Source organism: Streptomyces sp. NPDC012794 (assembly GCF_042901085.1).
Taxonomy (GTDB): domain Bacteria; phylum Actinomycetota; class Actinomycetes; order Streptomycetales; family Streptomycetaceae; genus Streptomyces.
Genome location: NZ_JBIBCI010000010.1, coordinates 223,096 through 236,097, shown reverse-complemented (window position 1 = coordinate 236,097; position 13,002 = coordinate 223,096). Strand labels below are relative to the sequence as shown.

At 73.7% G+C, this 13,002-nt stretch carries 14 protein-coding genes; 5 read left to right on the top strand and 9 right to left on the bottom strand.

Going from position 1 to position 13,002, the window contains the following annotated elements:
* Positions 1 to 255: 255 nt before the first annotated feature.
* The 5 genes from ligA to ACFY7H_RS20680 form a co-directional block, all read right to left on the bottom strand.
* Positions 256 to 2,466: an NAD-dependent DNA ligase LigA gene (gene ligA, locus ACFY7H_RS20700; protein ID WP_388939911.1), complete on the bottom strand. Its 2,211-nt coding sequence runs from the start codon at positions 2,464 to 2,466 to the stop codon at positions 256 to 258.
* Positions 2,467 to 2,497: 31 nt separating this feature from the next.
* Positions 2,498 to 3,481 (bottom strand): methionine synthase, encoded by a 984-nt coding sequence (locus tag ACFY7H_RS20695; protein ID WP_388939909.1) that lies wholly within the window; start codon positions 3,479 to 3,481, stop codon positions 2,498 to 2,500.
* Positions 3,478 to 4,167: an SDR family oxidoreductase gene (locus ACFY7H_RS20690; protein ID WP_388939907.1), complete on the bottom strand. Its 690-nt coding sequence runs from the start codon at positions 4,165 to 4,167 to the stop codon at positions 3,478 to 3,480. The genes ACFY7H_RS20695 and ACFY7H_RS20690 overlap by 4 nt, the downstream gene beginning before the upstream one ends.
* 64 nt (positions 4,168 to 4,231) lie before the next feature.
* Positions 4,232 to 4,576 (bottom strand): DUF1330 domain-containing protein, encoded by a 345-nt coding sequence (locus tag ACFY7H_RS20685; protein WP_388939905.1) that lies wholly within the window; start codon positions 4,574 to 4,576, stop codon positions 4,232 to 4,234.
* Between the two features lie 54 nt (positions 4,577 to 4,630).
* The gene (locus tag ACFY7H_RS20680; RefSeq protein ID WP_388939904.1) at positions 4,631 to 5,677 is read right to left on the bottom strand and encodes a GlxA family transcriptional regulator; all 1,047 of its coding nucleotides are present in this window, start codon (positions 5,675 to 5,677) and stop codon (positions 4,631 to 4,633) included.
* A 126-nt stretch (positions 5,678 to 5,803) separates the two neighbouring features.
* Between ACFY7H_RS20680 and ACFY7H_RS20675 the strand changes: the two genes are divergently transcribed.
* Positions 5,804 to 6,727, top strand: a complete 924-nt coding sequence (locus ACFY7H_RS20675) for an NADP-dependent oxidoreductase (protein ID WP_388940014.1) — start codon at positions 5,804 to 5,806, stop codon at positions 6,725 to 6,727.
* A 10-nt stretch (positions 6,728 to 6,737) separates the two neighbouring features.
* On the opposite strand, the gene mnmA is transcribed toward ACFY7H_RS20675, so the two are convergent.
* A complete protein-coding gene (gene mnmA, locus ACFY7H_RS20670; protein ID WP_388939903.1) occupies positions 6,738 to 7,868 on the bottom strand; it encodes a tRNA 2-thiouridine(34) synthase MnmA in 1,131 nt (376 codons plus the stop codon).
* Between the two features lie 68 nt (positions 7,869 to 7,936).
* On the opposite strand from mnmA, the gene ACFY7H_RS20665 reads away from it, so the two are divergent.
* Together ACFY7H_RS20665 and ACFY7H_RS20660 are read left to right on the top strand one after the other, a co-directional pair.
* A complete protein-coding gene (locus ACFY7H_RS20665) occupies positions 7,937 to 8,587 on the top strand; it encodes an N-acetylmuramoyl-L-alanine amidase (RefSeq protein ID WP_388939901.1) in 651 nt (216 codons plus the stop codon).
* The gene (locus ACFY7H_RS20660; protein WP_388939899.1) at positions 8,584 to 9,066 is read left to right on the top strand and encodes a hypothetical protein; all 483 of its coding nucleotides are present in this window, start codon (positions 8,584 to 8,586) and stop codon (positions 9,064 to 9,066) included. Before ACFY7H_RS20665 ends, ACFY7H_RS20660 begins: the two co-directional genes overlap by 4 nt.
* A 22-nt stretch (positions 9,067 to 9,088) precedes the next feature.
* On the opposite strand, the gene ACFY7H_RS20655 is transcribed toward ACFY7H_RS20660, so the two are convergent.
* Complete coding sequence (locus ACFY7H_RS20655; RefSeq protein ID WP_388939898.1) at positions 9,089 to 9,658, bottom strand: maleylpyruvate isomerase N-terminal domain-containing protein; 570 nt, start codon at positions 9,656 to 9,658, stop codon at positions 9,089 to 9,091.
* A 183-nt stretch (positions 9,659 to 9,841) separates the two neighbouring features.
* Between ACFY7H_RS20655 and ACFY7H_RS20650 the strand changes: the two genes are divergently transcribed.
* Positions 9,842 to 10,477: a ClpP family protease gene (locus tag ACFY7H_RS20650; RefSeq protein WP_388939896.1), complete on the top strand. Its 636-nt coding sequence runs from the start codon at positions 9,842 to 9,844 to the stop codon at positions 10,475 to 10,477.
* 1 nt (position 10,478) lies between these two features.
* Complete coding sequence (locus ACFY7H_RS20645; protein WP_388939894.1) at positions 10,479 to 11,081, top strand: ClpP family protease; 603 nt, start codon at positions 10,479 to 10,481, stop codon at positions 11,079 to 11,081.
* Positions 11,082 to 11,145: 64 nt separating this feature from the next.
* Here ACFY7H_RS20645 and ACFY7H_RS20640 read toward each other — a convergent pair whose 3' ends face one another.
* The gene (locus ACFY7H_RS20640; RefSeq protein WP_388939893.1) at positions 11,146 to 11,577 is read right to left on the bottom strand and encodes a helix-turn-helix domain-containing protein; all 432 of its coding nucleotides are present in this window, start codon (positions 11,575 to 11,577) and stop codon (positions 11,146 to 11,148) included.
* A 244-nt stretch (positions 11,578 to 11,821) separates the two neighbouring features.
* Entirely contained in the window at positions 11,822 to 12,985 is a 1,164-nt protein-coding gene (locus ACFY7H_RS20635; protein WP_388939892.1) for a cysteine desulfurase family protein, read from the bottom strand.
* Positions 12,986 to 13,002 lie beyond the last annotated feature (17 nt).

Here is a 13,002-nt window from a genome sequence, read left to right as displayed (position 1 = left end):
GGCCTCCAGGGGCAGCGGTCGGCGGTGGTTGCCCGAATACGGCCCAGCCATCCTCATCAGTACGGTATCCGCCGAACGGGCGAGTTTGGACGGGGCCCCCGTCACGCGTCCGATGATCCGACGGCTCACCGCGGCCCGGCCGGCCTCCCGCCGGCCGTTCACCACCGGGGGCCGCGCCGGGCGTGCGCCCGCCCGTACGGCCGCACACCACGCATCCGTTGGCCTCCGCCGCCCCCGGGACGACTCCCCCGCGGGCTACCGCTCGGCTTCGCCTTCGCCGCCGCCCTCCAGCGGGAGCGCCGCCTCGCGCGCGGCGTCGGGCCCCTGTGCGAGCAGCACTTCGAAGCCGGCGTCGTCGAGGATCGGGAGCTTCAGCTGTACGGCCTTGTCGTACTTCGAGCCGGGGTTGTCGCCGACGACGACGAAGGAGGTCTTCTTCGACACCGAGCCGGTGACCTTGGCCCCCCGGCTCTGCAGGGCCTCCTTGGCGCCGTCGCGGGTGTGGTTCAGCAGGGTGCCGGTGACGACCACGGTCAGGCCCTCCAGCGGACGCGGCCCCTCCTCCTCGGCGGATCCTTCCTCCTCCATGCGGACGCCCGCCGCCCGCCACTTGCGCAGGATCTCCTGGTGCCAGTCGACGGCGAACCACTCCTTGAGGGAGGCGGCGATGATCGCGCCGACGCCCTCGGTGGCGGTCAGTTCCTCGAGGGAGGCCTGCTCGATGCGCTCGATCGAACGGAACTCGCGGGCGAGCGCCTCGGCGGCGACGGGGCCGACGTGCCGGATCGAGAGGCCGTTGATGATGCGGGCCAGCGGACGCTGCTTGGCGGCGGCGATGTTCTCCAGCATGGCCAGGGCGTTCTTCTTCGGTTCGCCCTTCTGGTTGGCGAAGACCCTGACGATCTTCTCCTCGCCGGTCTTCGGGTCCCGCTTGGGCAGGCCGCTGTCCTGGTCGAGCACGTACGCCTTGATGGGCAGCAGCTGCTCGATGGTGAGGTCGAAGAGGTCGCCCTCGTCCCGCAGCGGCGGCTCGGCGGGTTCCAGGGGGCCGGTGAGCGCGGCCGCCGCGACCATGCCGAAGTTCTCGATGTCCAGGCTCTGGCGGCCGGCCAGGTAGAAGAGCCGCTCGCGCAGCTGCGCGGGGCAGGTCTGCGCGTTGGGGCACCGGACGTCGATGTCGCCCTCCTTCATCGGGCGCAGCCCCGTCCCGCAGACGGGGCACTCGGCCGGCATGACGAACTCGCGCTCGGTGCCGTCCCGCAGGTCCACCACCGGGCCCAGGATCTCGGGGATGACGTCGCCCGCCTTGCGCAGGACGACGGTGTCCCCGATGAGCACGCCCTTGGCCTTGACGACCTCCTGGTTGTGCAGGGTCGCGAACTCCACCTCGGAGCCGGCCACGGTCACCGGCTCCACCTGGGCGTACGGGGTGACGCGGCCGGTGCGCCCTACGCCGACCTTGATGTCGATGAGCTTGGTGTTGACTTCTTCGGGGGCGTACTTCCAGGCGATGGCCCAGCGCGGGGCGCGGGCCGTGGAGCCCAGCCGGCCCTGGAGGGCGATCTCGTCGAGCTTGACCACGACGCCGTCGATCTCGTGCTCCACCGAGTGCCGGTTCTCGCCGAAGTGGTCGATGAACGCGCGGACCTCGGCCAGGGAGGAGACGACCTTGTTGTGGCGGGCGGTGGGCAGGCCCCATTCGCGCAGCAGCTCGTACGCCTGCGACTGGCGCTCGATCTCGAAGCCCTGACGGGCTCCGATGCCGTGCACCACCATGTGCAGCGGGCGGGTCGCGGTGACCTTCGGGTCCTTCTGGCGCAGCGAACCGGCCGCCGCGTTGCGCGGGTTGGCGAAGGGCTTGCCGTCGGCCTCGACGAGCCGGGCGTTGAGCTCCTCGAACTTCTCCATCGGGAAGTAGACCTCGCCGCGGATCTCGACCAGGGCCGGGATCCGGTCGCCGCGCAGGCGGTCCGGGATCTCGGCGATGGTGCGGACGTTGGGCGTGATGTCCTCACCGGTGCGGCCGTCGCCGCGGGTGGCGGCGCGGGTGAGGCGGCCGTTCTCGTAGGTGAGGTTGACGGCGAGGCCGTCCACCTTGAGCTCGCACAGGTAGTGGTAGTCCGGGGTGTTCACGTCCCGGGCGACCCGGTCGGCCCAGGCGGACAGCTCCTCGTCGTCGAAGGCGTTGTCGAGGGAGAGCATCCGCTCGCGGTGCACGACGGAGGCGAAGTCGGTCTCGTACGCCCCGGCCACCTTCTGGGTGGGCGAGTCGGGCGTGCGCAGCTCGGGGTACTGCTCCTCCAGGGCCTCCAGCGAGCGCAGCAGCTGGTCGAACTCGGCGTCGCTGACGACCGGCGCGTCGTTCACGTAGTACCGGAAGCGGTGCTCCTCGATCTGCTCGGCGAGCAGCTGGTGCTGCTCGCGCGCCGCCGTCGGTACTGCCGTGTCCTGCTGTTCGGCTGCCATGCCGTGTCCTCCCGTGGCCCGTCCTCGACCGTCACTCAGGGTTGTCGGCGAGCGACCTCGCCGCCCTGACGCAATGGGCCTGTACCGCGCGGGCGTACGCGGGCGAGGCGCCCGCCAGACCGCACGACGGGGTGACCACGACCGACTCGGCGAGAGCCCCCGGGGACAGTCCCAGCCTGCGCCAGAGCTTCCTGACACCCATGACGCTACCGCCCGGGTCCGACAACGGGGCATCGGTGCCCGGCACCACTCCGGCGAAGAGTTTCAGGCCGCCTTCGACGGCCTCGCCGATGGCGTCGTCCTCGCGCTCGGTGAGCAGTGAGAAATCGAACGACACTCCCGCGGCGCCGGCCCGGCGCAGCAGTGCGAAGGGGACGTCGGGCGCGCAGGAGTGCACGACGACCTCACCGTCGTGCACGGCGAAGAGGTCGCGCAGGGTGCTCTCGACCACCTGCCGGTCGACGGCCCGGTAGGTGCGGTACCCGCTGGCGGAGCGCACCCGGCCGAGCAGGACGGCGGTGAGCGACGGCTCGTCGTACTGGAGCACGATCTCGGCGCCCGGGACGCGCCTGCGCACGTCGGCCAGGTGGTCGCGCAGACCCTCGGCGAGGGAGCCGGCGAGGTCGCGGCAGGCCCCGGCGTCCTGGAGCACGGCTTCGCCGCCGTGCAGTTCGAGCGCGGTGGCCAGCGTCCACGGGCCGACGGCCTGGACCTTCAGTCGGCCGGTGTAGCCCTGGGTGAACTCCTCGAGGGCGTCGAGGTCCTCGCCCAGCCAGGAGCGGGCGCGCCGGGTGTCGCGGCCGGGGCGGTCGCTGATCCGCCAGCCGCTGGGCTCGACGTGGGCGTACATGTCGACGAGCAGCCCCAGGGTGCGGCCGATCATGTCCGCGCCGGGCCCGCGGGCGGGCAGTTCGGGGAGGTACGGGAAGTCCTCGAAGGAGCCGGTGACGGTCTTGGCGGCCTCGCGGGCGTCGCCGCCCGGGAGGGAGCCGACGCCGGTGGCGCCCGCGGTCATCGGCCGGGCCTGACGGAGAGGTCGTTGACCTCGGCGTCGCGAGGCAGGTCGACGGCCATCAGGATGGTCGTCGCCACGGACTCGGGGTCGATCCAGCGCGCGGGGTCGTACTCCTTGCCCTCCTGGGAGTGGACCTTGGCCTGCATGGGGCTGGCGGTGCGGCCGGGGTAGACGGAGGTGACGCGTACGCCGTTGGCCTTCTCCTCCTCGCGCAGCGCGTCGGCGAGGGCCTTGAGGCCGTGCTTGGAGGCGGCGTAGGCCCCCCATTCGGCGTGGGCCTGGAGTCCGGCGCCGGAGTTCACGAAGACGACGGTGGCCTTGGAGGCCCTCAGGGTGGGCAGCAGCAGTCTGGTGACCTCGGCGGGGGCGATCAGGTTGACGTTGAGCTGCTGGTGCCAGGTCTTGGGGCGCAGGTCGCCGACGGGTCCGAGGTCGACGATCCCGGCGATGTGGAGCAGGGAGTCGATCCGTTCGGGCACCGGCTGCTTGGAGAACGCCCACGACAGCCGGTCGGGGTCCGCGAGGTCTCCCACGAGGGTCCGCGCGCCCGGGTAGCGCTCGACGAGCTGCCGGGCGCGGGCGGCGTCGCGGGCGAGCAGGACGAGGTCGTCGCCGCGGGCGTGCAGGCGGGCGGCGACGGCGGCGCCGATGCCGGATCCGGCACCGGTGATCAGGTGAGTAGCCATACGGCCCATGCTCGCATCCGCCCGGGCCCCGCCGCCGCCGCGGTCCGCCGCTCCCGCCGGCGGGTCAGAGTCCGGCGGCCTCGCGGAGGTCGCGGGCCCGTCCGGTGGCGTCGTAGTCGGCGGGGACCCCTTCGACCAGGACGGCGGTGCCGGGGATGTGGTCGGTGCGCAGGGCGAGGATGGCCTGGTAGGCGTCGGAGGCGTACCAGGCGCGGGCCCGCTCGATGTCGGGGAAGCCGATGACGACGACCGTGCCGGGGAAGGGGCCTTCGAGGACCTCGACCTCCTTGCCGTGGACGAGGAAGCGGCCGCCGAAGGGGTCCATGGTCGCCTGGATCTCCTCGATGTAGCGCAGGACGTCCTCGTTGACGGTGGGGCGGCGCAGGTGGGCGATGGCGTACGCGGTCATGTCGGTCTCCCCTGTCCGTTCGGCCGGGCGGTCCCGGCCGTTGCCCCGATGCTGTCAGCGGGCGTCGGCGGTGGCGATTACCTCCGAGGTCATGACGTGCGGGCCGAAGGTGCGCCGGTAGGCCATCGGGGAGACGCCGAAGGCGGTGCGCATGTGCTGGCGCAGGGAGTTGGCGGAGCCGAAGCCGGAGCGGTGCGCGACCAGGTCGACGGGGAGGTCGCTGGACTCCAGCAGCTGGCGGGCGACCTCCAGGCGCTGTCCGGTGAGCCATTGGACGGGGGTCATGCCGACCTCGTCGCGGAACCGGCGGGTGAAGGTGCGCAGGCTCATCCGGGCGTGGGCGGCGAGTTCGGCGAGGCTGATCGGCTCGTCGAGGCGCTCCAGGGCCCAGGCGCGGGTGGCGGTGGTGGTGGCGACCGTGGGGGCGGGGACGGGGCGGTCGATGTACTGGGCCTGTCCGCCGTCGCGCCAGGGCGGTACGACGCACATGCGGGCGGCCCGGTTGGCGACGGCGGTCCCGTGGTCGCGGCGGACCAGGTGCAGGCACAGGTCGACGCCGGCGGCGACGCCGGCGGAGGTCAGGACGTCGCCGTCGTCGACGAAGAGGACCTCCTCGTCGACCTGGACGCGGGGGTAGGCCCGGCGGAACTCGGGTGCCAGGTTCCAGTGGGTGGTGGCGGGGCGGCCGTCGAGGAGCCCGGCGGCGGCGAGCACGTAGGAGCCGGTGCAGATGGAGACGAGCCGGGTGCCGGGGCGGATCCCGGCGATGGCGGCGGTGACCTCGGGGGGCAGGGGTCCGCCGCGGGCCAGCTCGGGCATGGCGTGGGTGGGCGGGAGGATCACGGTGTCGGCGGCGGCCAGGGCCTCGGGCCCGGCGGCGGGCTGGACGGTGAACCCGGCGTCGCTGAGGACGGGCCCGCCGTCGGCGGTGCAGACGGTGACCTCGTACAGGGGCTGCCCGGCGGCGTCCACGGCGCTGCCGAAGACGCGGGAGGGGATGCCCAGCTCGAAGGGGGGTACGCCCGGCAGGGCGAGCACCGCGACCCGGTGGGGGCCTCCGCCGGCCGCGGCCCGCGCTGTCGTTTTCCGTGCGCTGTCCATGGCCGGATCCTGTCACACCCTGGCCATCCGGCCAATACCGCGGAGTGCCGGGATGTCCGAGTGTGGGACGTGTCGCCGGGGAGAGCCCGGTACCGGACGGAATCCCGTGGAATGAGGAAGACAGAGATGCGCGCGATCGTCGTGAACGGATGGGGCGGCCCCGAGACCCTGGTGGAGCGGGAGGTCGACCGCCCGGAGCCCGGCCTGGGCGAGATCCTGGTCCGGGTCCACGCGGCCGGTGTGAACCCGGTCGACTGGAAGACCCGGGCCAGTGGCGCCCTGATCGCCTGGGGCGAGGTGCCGATCGTCGGCTGGGACGTCTCCGGTACCGTCGAGGCGGTGGGCCCGGGCGTGACGCTGTACCGGCCGGGTGACGAGGTGTACGGCATGCCGAGCTTCCCCCGCCAGGCGGGCGGCTACGCCGAGTACGTCGCCGCCCCGGCCCGGCACTTCGCCCGCAAGCCCGCCTCCCTCGGCCACGTACAGGCGGCCGCGCTGCCGCTCGCGGCGCTGACCGCCTGGCAGGCGCTGGTCGACACCGCCGGGGTCACGGCCGGGCAGCGCGTCCTGGTGCACGCGGCGGCGGGCGGGGTCGGCCACCTGGCGGTCCAGATCGCCAAGGCGCGCGGGGCGTACGTGATCGGCACGGCCAGCGGCGCCAAGCACGGCCTGCTGCGCGAGCTGGGCGCCGACGAGCTGGTCGACTACCGGACCGGCGACTTCGCCGAGGCGGTCTCCGAGGTGGACGTGGTCCTGGACGCCCTGGGCGGCGAGGTCGCCGAGCGCTCGCTGAAGGTGCTCAAGCGCGGCGGCCACCTGGTCTCGCTCCCGGGCCCGGACTCCGTACCGGCCGCGGCGGACGGTGTGCGCGCGTCCTGGGTCCTGGTGGAACCCGACCTGAAGGGGCTCGAGGAGATCGCGGCCCTGGCGGACCGGGGCCTGCTCAAGCCGCTGGTCGAGACGGTGCTGCCGCTGGCGGAGGCCGCGAAGGCCCACGAGATCGGCGAGCGCGGCCGGACCACCGGCAAGATCGTCCTGACGGTGGTCTGATCCGCGGGTGTCAGACGGCGGCGGCCGTGCGCGTCGTCGTGGCGATGGTCGCGGAGCCGACCACGCGGGTGTCGTCGTAGAGGACGATCGCCTGGCCGGGGGCCACGCCGCGGACCGGCTCGGTGAAGGAGACGCGCAGCTCGCCGTCCACGACCTCGGCGAAGACCTCGGTCTCGCCGCCGTGGGCGCGCAGCTGCGCGGTGTAGGTGCCGGGGGCGGCGGGGGTGGAGCCGCACCAGCGGGGGCGGATCGCGGTGAGGGCGGTGACGTCGAGGGCCTCGACGGGGCCGACGGTGACGGTGTTGTTCACCGGGGAGATGTCGAGGACGTAGCGAGGCTTGCCGTCGGGGGCCGGGTGGCCGATGCGCAGGCCCTTGCGCTGGCCGATGGTGAACCCGAAGGCCCCCTCGTGGGTGCCGACCTTGGCGCCGGTCTCGTCGACGATGTCGCCCTCGGCCCTGCCGAGGCGCTGGGCGAGGAAGCCCTGGGTGTCGCCGTCGGCGATGAAGCAGATGTCGTGGCTGTCGGGCTTCTTCGCGACGGCCAGGCCGCGCCGCTCGGCCTCGGCGCGGATCTCGTCCTTGGTGGTGATCGTGTCACCGAGCGGGAAGAGGGCGTGGGCCAGCTGCTTCTCGTCGAGGACGCCGAGGACGTACGACTGGTCCTTGGCCATGTCGGAGGCGCGGTGCAGCTCGCGGGAGCCGTCGGCGTTCTCGACGATGGTGGCGTAGTGGCCGGTGCAGACCGCGTCGAAGCCGAGGGCGAGGGCCTTGTCGAGCAGCGCCGCGAACTTGATCTTCTCATTGCAGCGCAGGCACGGGTTCGGGGTGCGGCCGGCCTCGTACTCGGCGATGAAGTCCTCGACGACGTCCTCGCGGAAGCGGTCGGCGAGGTCCCAGCAGTAGAAGGGGATGCCGATGACGTCGGCCGCGCGGCGGGCGTCGCGGGAGTCCTCGATGGTGCAGCAGCCGCGGGCGCCGGTCCGGAAGGACTGGGGGTTCGCGGAGAGCGCCAGGTGGACCCCGGTGACGTCGTGCCCGGCTTCGACCGCGCGGGCGGCGGCGACGGCGGAGTCCACACCGCCGGACATGGCGGCCAGGACGCGGAGGGGGCGGGCGGTGCGCGGCAGGTTCTCAGTCATAGCACCGTCCAGGGTACGGGGAACCGGACGGGGTCACAGCGCGTTATCGGCTGTGGGGGGTGGATCACATGAGCGAACAGGCGGAGAAGCGCCCGCGCCGGACCCGGCGGGCGGTGCTCCTGGGCGGTCTGGGAGTCCTCGCGGCGGCGGGGGTGGTGGCCCGGGAGGAGATCGCGCGGGCCCGGTGGCTGCTGCCGGGGGTTTCCAAGCCGCGCAAGGAGGGCGAGCTCGACCACGCGGGGGCGAGCTGGACGGCGGCCTCGCCGGCGAACTGGCGGCTGGCGGACCGGCCCGACGACTACCGGGTGGACCGGATCGTCGTCCATGTCACACAGGGCGGCTTCGAGTCCTCGGTGGACGCCTTCAGGAACCCGTGGCACAAGGCGTCGGCGCACTACATCGTGCGCCAGGACGGCCATGTGGAGCAGATGGTGCGCGAGCTGGATGTGGCCTTCCACGCGGCCAACCGCCGGATGAACGAGCGCAGCGTCGGGATAGAGCACGTGGGCTTCGTCGACCGGCCCAAGGACTTCACCGACGCCATGTACGCGGCCTCGGCCCGGCTGGCCGCCGACATCTGCCGGAGGTACGGCATACCGGCGGACCGCAAGCACATCCTGGGTCACAACGAGGTCCCGGGCGCCGACCACACCGATCCCGGGCCGCACTGGGACTGGGACCGCTACATCGCGCTCGTGCGCGCGCAGCTGCCGGCGTGAGGCGCTCCGGGGAGAGGCGGTGGGCGTTCTCGCTGCCGCCGGGCGCGACGGGCTTCGTCCGGCCGGGGGGCGGCCCGCTTCCGGAGACCGGCCTGTCCGCCTTCCGTACGGCCCTGTACGCCGCGGCGCGGGCCGCCGGGGGCACGGTGGGCGAGGTGGAGGCCCGGGCGTACCCGCGTACCTTCCACACCGGGTGCGTGACCGGCGGGGCGGCGCCGGCCGTCGTCCTGTGCCACGCGCACCACCCCTGGATCGCCTTCGCGGGGCAGCGCCGGGACTGGTACCGGGACGGCTTCCTCCCTCCGCCGCCCTGGTCCGGGGTCTTCACCGACGCGGGTTTCACCGTCCTGAGCACCGGGACACTGACCGCGCGCCTCGGCGACGTGGACACCTCGGCGCTCGCCCGGGCCGAGTGGCGCCAGGTCCGCGCGTACGAGATCGACACCCTGGGCGGGCTGCTCTTCAACTCCTGGGACTGACGCGGCTCCCACGGGCAGCCGGTCAGGGGGACAGGGCGGCCTGCCAGGCCCACGAGGTACGGCGTGGCCGTCCGGCCAGCTCGCCCCGGCCCGTGCACCACAGGAGCACCTGTGCCGGATCGCCCGGCGGGGCATCGGGGAAGAGCCGGCGGATCACCGGGGAACACATCGGCGCCGGAGGCAGCCACCGGACCCGTAGCCCCCGCGCGATGTCGTGGGTGTGCAGCAGGACCTCGGCCACACCCATCGCCGCGAACCCGGTCCGGTCGGTCGGCCCCCAGTGCCAGGCCCGCACGTCCGGGCCGGCCAGGGCGAGTGCTCCGCTGAGCAGCGCCCCGCCGGCGGCGACCACCTGGAGGACCTCGCGCGGTGACGCGTCCGCCCGGACGGTCAGGTCGAAGGGCAGGTAGGCCTCGGCGGGACGGGCGGCCACCTGCCCGGCGTAGGCCAGCAGGTCATGCGCGACGTGGGCCGCCGTCGTCCAGCAGCTCCACTCCAGCGGGCCCGCCGGCCCCGTCCAGTCCTCCGTGTCGTGCGGGCCGAGGACGCGCAGCATCTCGGCGACGGCCTGGTCGACGTCTCTGTGGTCCATGGGGCGCATCCACAGAGGTTAAGGCCCCGCCGACGGGCGAGCTCCGCCTCACCGCACGGAGGGTGACCGTCCGTCACCTCTGCTGCCGGCGAATCTGCGGCGGGCAGAGGAACCGCGTGCGGGGGGCTTTCGGGGTCAAGAGTGGAGCCGACGGTTTCCGCGTCCGGACAAGGAGAACAGACAATGCCACTCATCACGCTCCCGCCCCGCGCCGAGGAGGGCGGCACGCCGCCCAGCCCCTTCGACGACCACCTGGCGGCCCAGCTGCTCGCCCAGCGGATCGTGCTCCTCGGCACCCGGGTCGACGACGTGTCGGCCAACCGGGTGTGCGCGCAGCTGCTGCTCCTGTCGGCGGAGGACCCGCGCACCGACATCAGCCTGTACGTCAACAGCCCCGGCGGGTCGGTCACCGCGGGCCTCGCCATCTACGACACCATGCGGCTGATCCCGAACGACGTCTCGACGCTGGCGATGGGCTTCGCCGCGAGCATGGGCCAGTTCCTGCTGACCGTGGGGGCGCCCGGCAAGCGGTTCGCGCTGCCGAACGCGCGGATCATGATGCACCAGCCCTCGGCGGGCATCGGCGGCACCGCCGCGGACATCGAGATCCAGGCGGAGAACCTCCGGTACACCAAGGAGGCCGTCGAGCGGATCACCGCCGAGCACACCGGCCAGAGCGAGGAGACGATCGCGCGGGACGGCGACCGGGACCGCTGGTTCACGGCCGAACAGGCCAGGGAGTACGGGATCGTGGACCGGGTGGTGGAGTCGCTCGCCGACATCCGCCCGGCCGCGTCGCGCCGACGGGCGGGGCTGTGACATGGGGTCGTACACGGTTCCCTACGTCATCGAGCGCACGGCGCAGGGCGAGCGGTCCTACGACGTCTTCAGCCGGCTGCTGAACGAACGGATCGTCTTCATCGGCACCGAGATGGACGACGGGGTCGCCAATGTGGTCATCGCGCAACTCCTGCACCTGGAGTCGGCCGATCCGGAGCGGGAGATCTCGATCTACCTCAACTCGCCCGGCGGATCGTTCACTTCGCTGATGGCGATCTACGACACGATGACGTTCGTGCAGGCTCCGATCTCCACGTTCTGCGTCGGTCAGGCGGCGTCCACGGCGGCGGTGCTGCTGGCCGGCGGCGATCCCGGGCGACGGTTCGTGCTCCGGCACGCGCGGGTGCTGCTCGGCCAGCCGGCCAGCAACGGCCGGCAGGGGACGGTCTCCGACCTCAGCCTCGCGGCCAAGGAGATGGTCCGCATCCGCTCACAGGTGGAGGAGGTCCTGTCCCGGCACACGCACCACGACGTGGCGGCGCTGCGCGCGGACATGGACCGGGAGAAGGTGCTGACCGCCGAGGAGGCCGTGGCCTACGGGCTCGCCGACGAGGTGCTGAGCCGGCGGTTCGCGTTCGCCTGACCTCGCGCCCCGCGCGCGCCGTCCGCGGCGAGCGCGCCCGCCTGACCGGCCGGCCGTCGTCCGGTCAGGCGGCGAGGCAGAGGGAGTCGTACCGCGCCGTCGGCGAGGGACGGCGCCCGCCGGCCCGGCTCCGGTCGTGCCTGGTCAGTTCGTCCGCGGCGAGGGAGAGCAGGTCGGCCAGGCCCAGCCCGAGGGCGCGGGCGGCGGCCGCGAGCACCTCGGAGGAGGCCTCCTTGCGTCCGCGCTCCAGCTCCGACAGGTACGGCATCGAGATCCGGGCCGCCTCCGCGACGTCCTTCAGCGTCCGCTCCTGGGCGAGCCGCTCGCGCCGCAGCACGTCACCGACGAGGTGGCGCCACAGCGGTTCGCCCGGGGCGGGTGCCGGGGAGGCCGGCGCCGGCCGCTGCGGGGCGCGGACCGCCCCGCCGGAACCGGGCGGTGAGGTGTGCGGGCGCAGGGGGATGACGCGGGACCCGTCGGGCGCATGAGTGCTCACCCCTTCAGCCTAGGGACCCCGGGCGCCGGGGGAAGGGAGCGGCGTTCTGCCCTGGGTGAAGCCGGCGGGCGGAGGGGGCCCTGGGTCCTGTCGTCAAAGTAGCGCCGGTCAGGCCTGCGGCGTCCGGTGCCGTGCATCGCAAGGCGGAGGGGCGCCCGAGTACTGGACGTACCTGGGTGCCCCGACAACGCGGCGAGGTGCGGTGCCGGACGCCGCAGGCCAGGCGGGACTTTGACGACAGGGCCTAGCTGAGGCCGGCCGTGCGGGCGCGTTCCACGGCGGGGCCGATGGCGGCGGCCACCGCGGCGACGTCCTCCCTCGTGGAGGTGTGGCCGAGGGAGAACCGCAGGGTGCCGCGGGCCAGCCGCGGGTCGGTGCCCGCCGCCAGCAGGACGTGGCTGGGCTGGGCGACGCCCGCGGTGCAGGCGGAGCCGGTGGAGCACTCGATGCCCTGCGCGTCCAGGAGCAGCAGCAGGGAGTCCCCCTCGCAGCCGGGGAAGCTGAAGTGGGCGTTGGCCGGGAGCCGGTCCTCGGGGTCGCCGCCGAGGACGGCGTCGGGGACGGCTGCCAGCACGGCCGCGATGAGCTCGTCGCGCAGGGCTCCGACCTCGGCGGCGAACCGCTCGCGCCGCTCGGCGGCGAGTACGGCCGCCACCGCGAAGGCGGCGATGGCCGGTACGTCGAGGGTGCCGGAGCGGACGTGCCGCTCCTGGCCGCCGCCGTGCAGGACGGGGACGGGGCTCTGGTCGCGGCCCAGGAGCAGGGCGCCGATCCCGTAGGGGCCGCCCACCTTGTGGCCGCTGACGGTCATGGCGGCGAGGCCGCTGTCGCCGAAGCGGACGTCGAGCTGCCCGAAGGCCTGGACGGCGTCGGAGTGCAGGGGTACGCCGTGCTCCCCCGCGATGGCGGCGAGTTCACGGACCGGCATGACGGTGCCGATCTCGTTGTTGGCCCACATCACCGTGGCGAGGGCGACGCCGTCGGGGTCGCGCTCGACCGCCGCCCGGAAGTCCTCGGGGTGCACGCGGCCGTAGCGGTCGACGGGGAGGTACTCGACCTCGGCCCCTTCGTGCTCGGCGAGCCAGTGCACGGCGTCCAGGACGGCGTGGTGCTCGACGGGGCTGGCGAGGACGCGGGTGCGGGCCGGGTCGGCGTCGCGGCGGGCCCAGTAGAGGCCCTTGACGGCGAGGTTGTCGGCCTCGGTGCCGCCCGCGGTGAAGACCACCTCGCTCGGGCGCGCGCCGAGGGCCTCGGCGAGGGCCTCGCGGGCCTCCTCGACGGTACGGCGGGCCCGGCGGCCGGCGGCGTGCAGGGAGGACGCGTTTCCGGTGGCGGCGAACTGCGCGGTCATCGCCGCAGCGGCTTCCGGGAGCATCGGCGTGGTCGCGGCGTGGTCGAGGTAGGCCATGATTTTTTGATTCTACG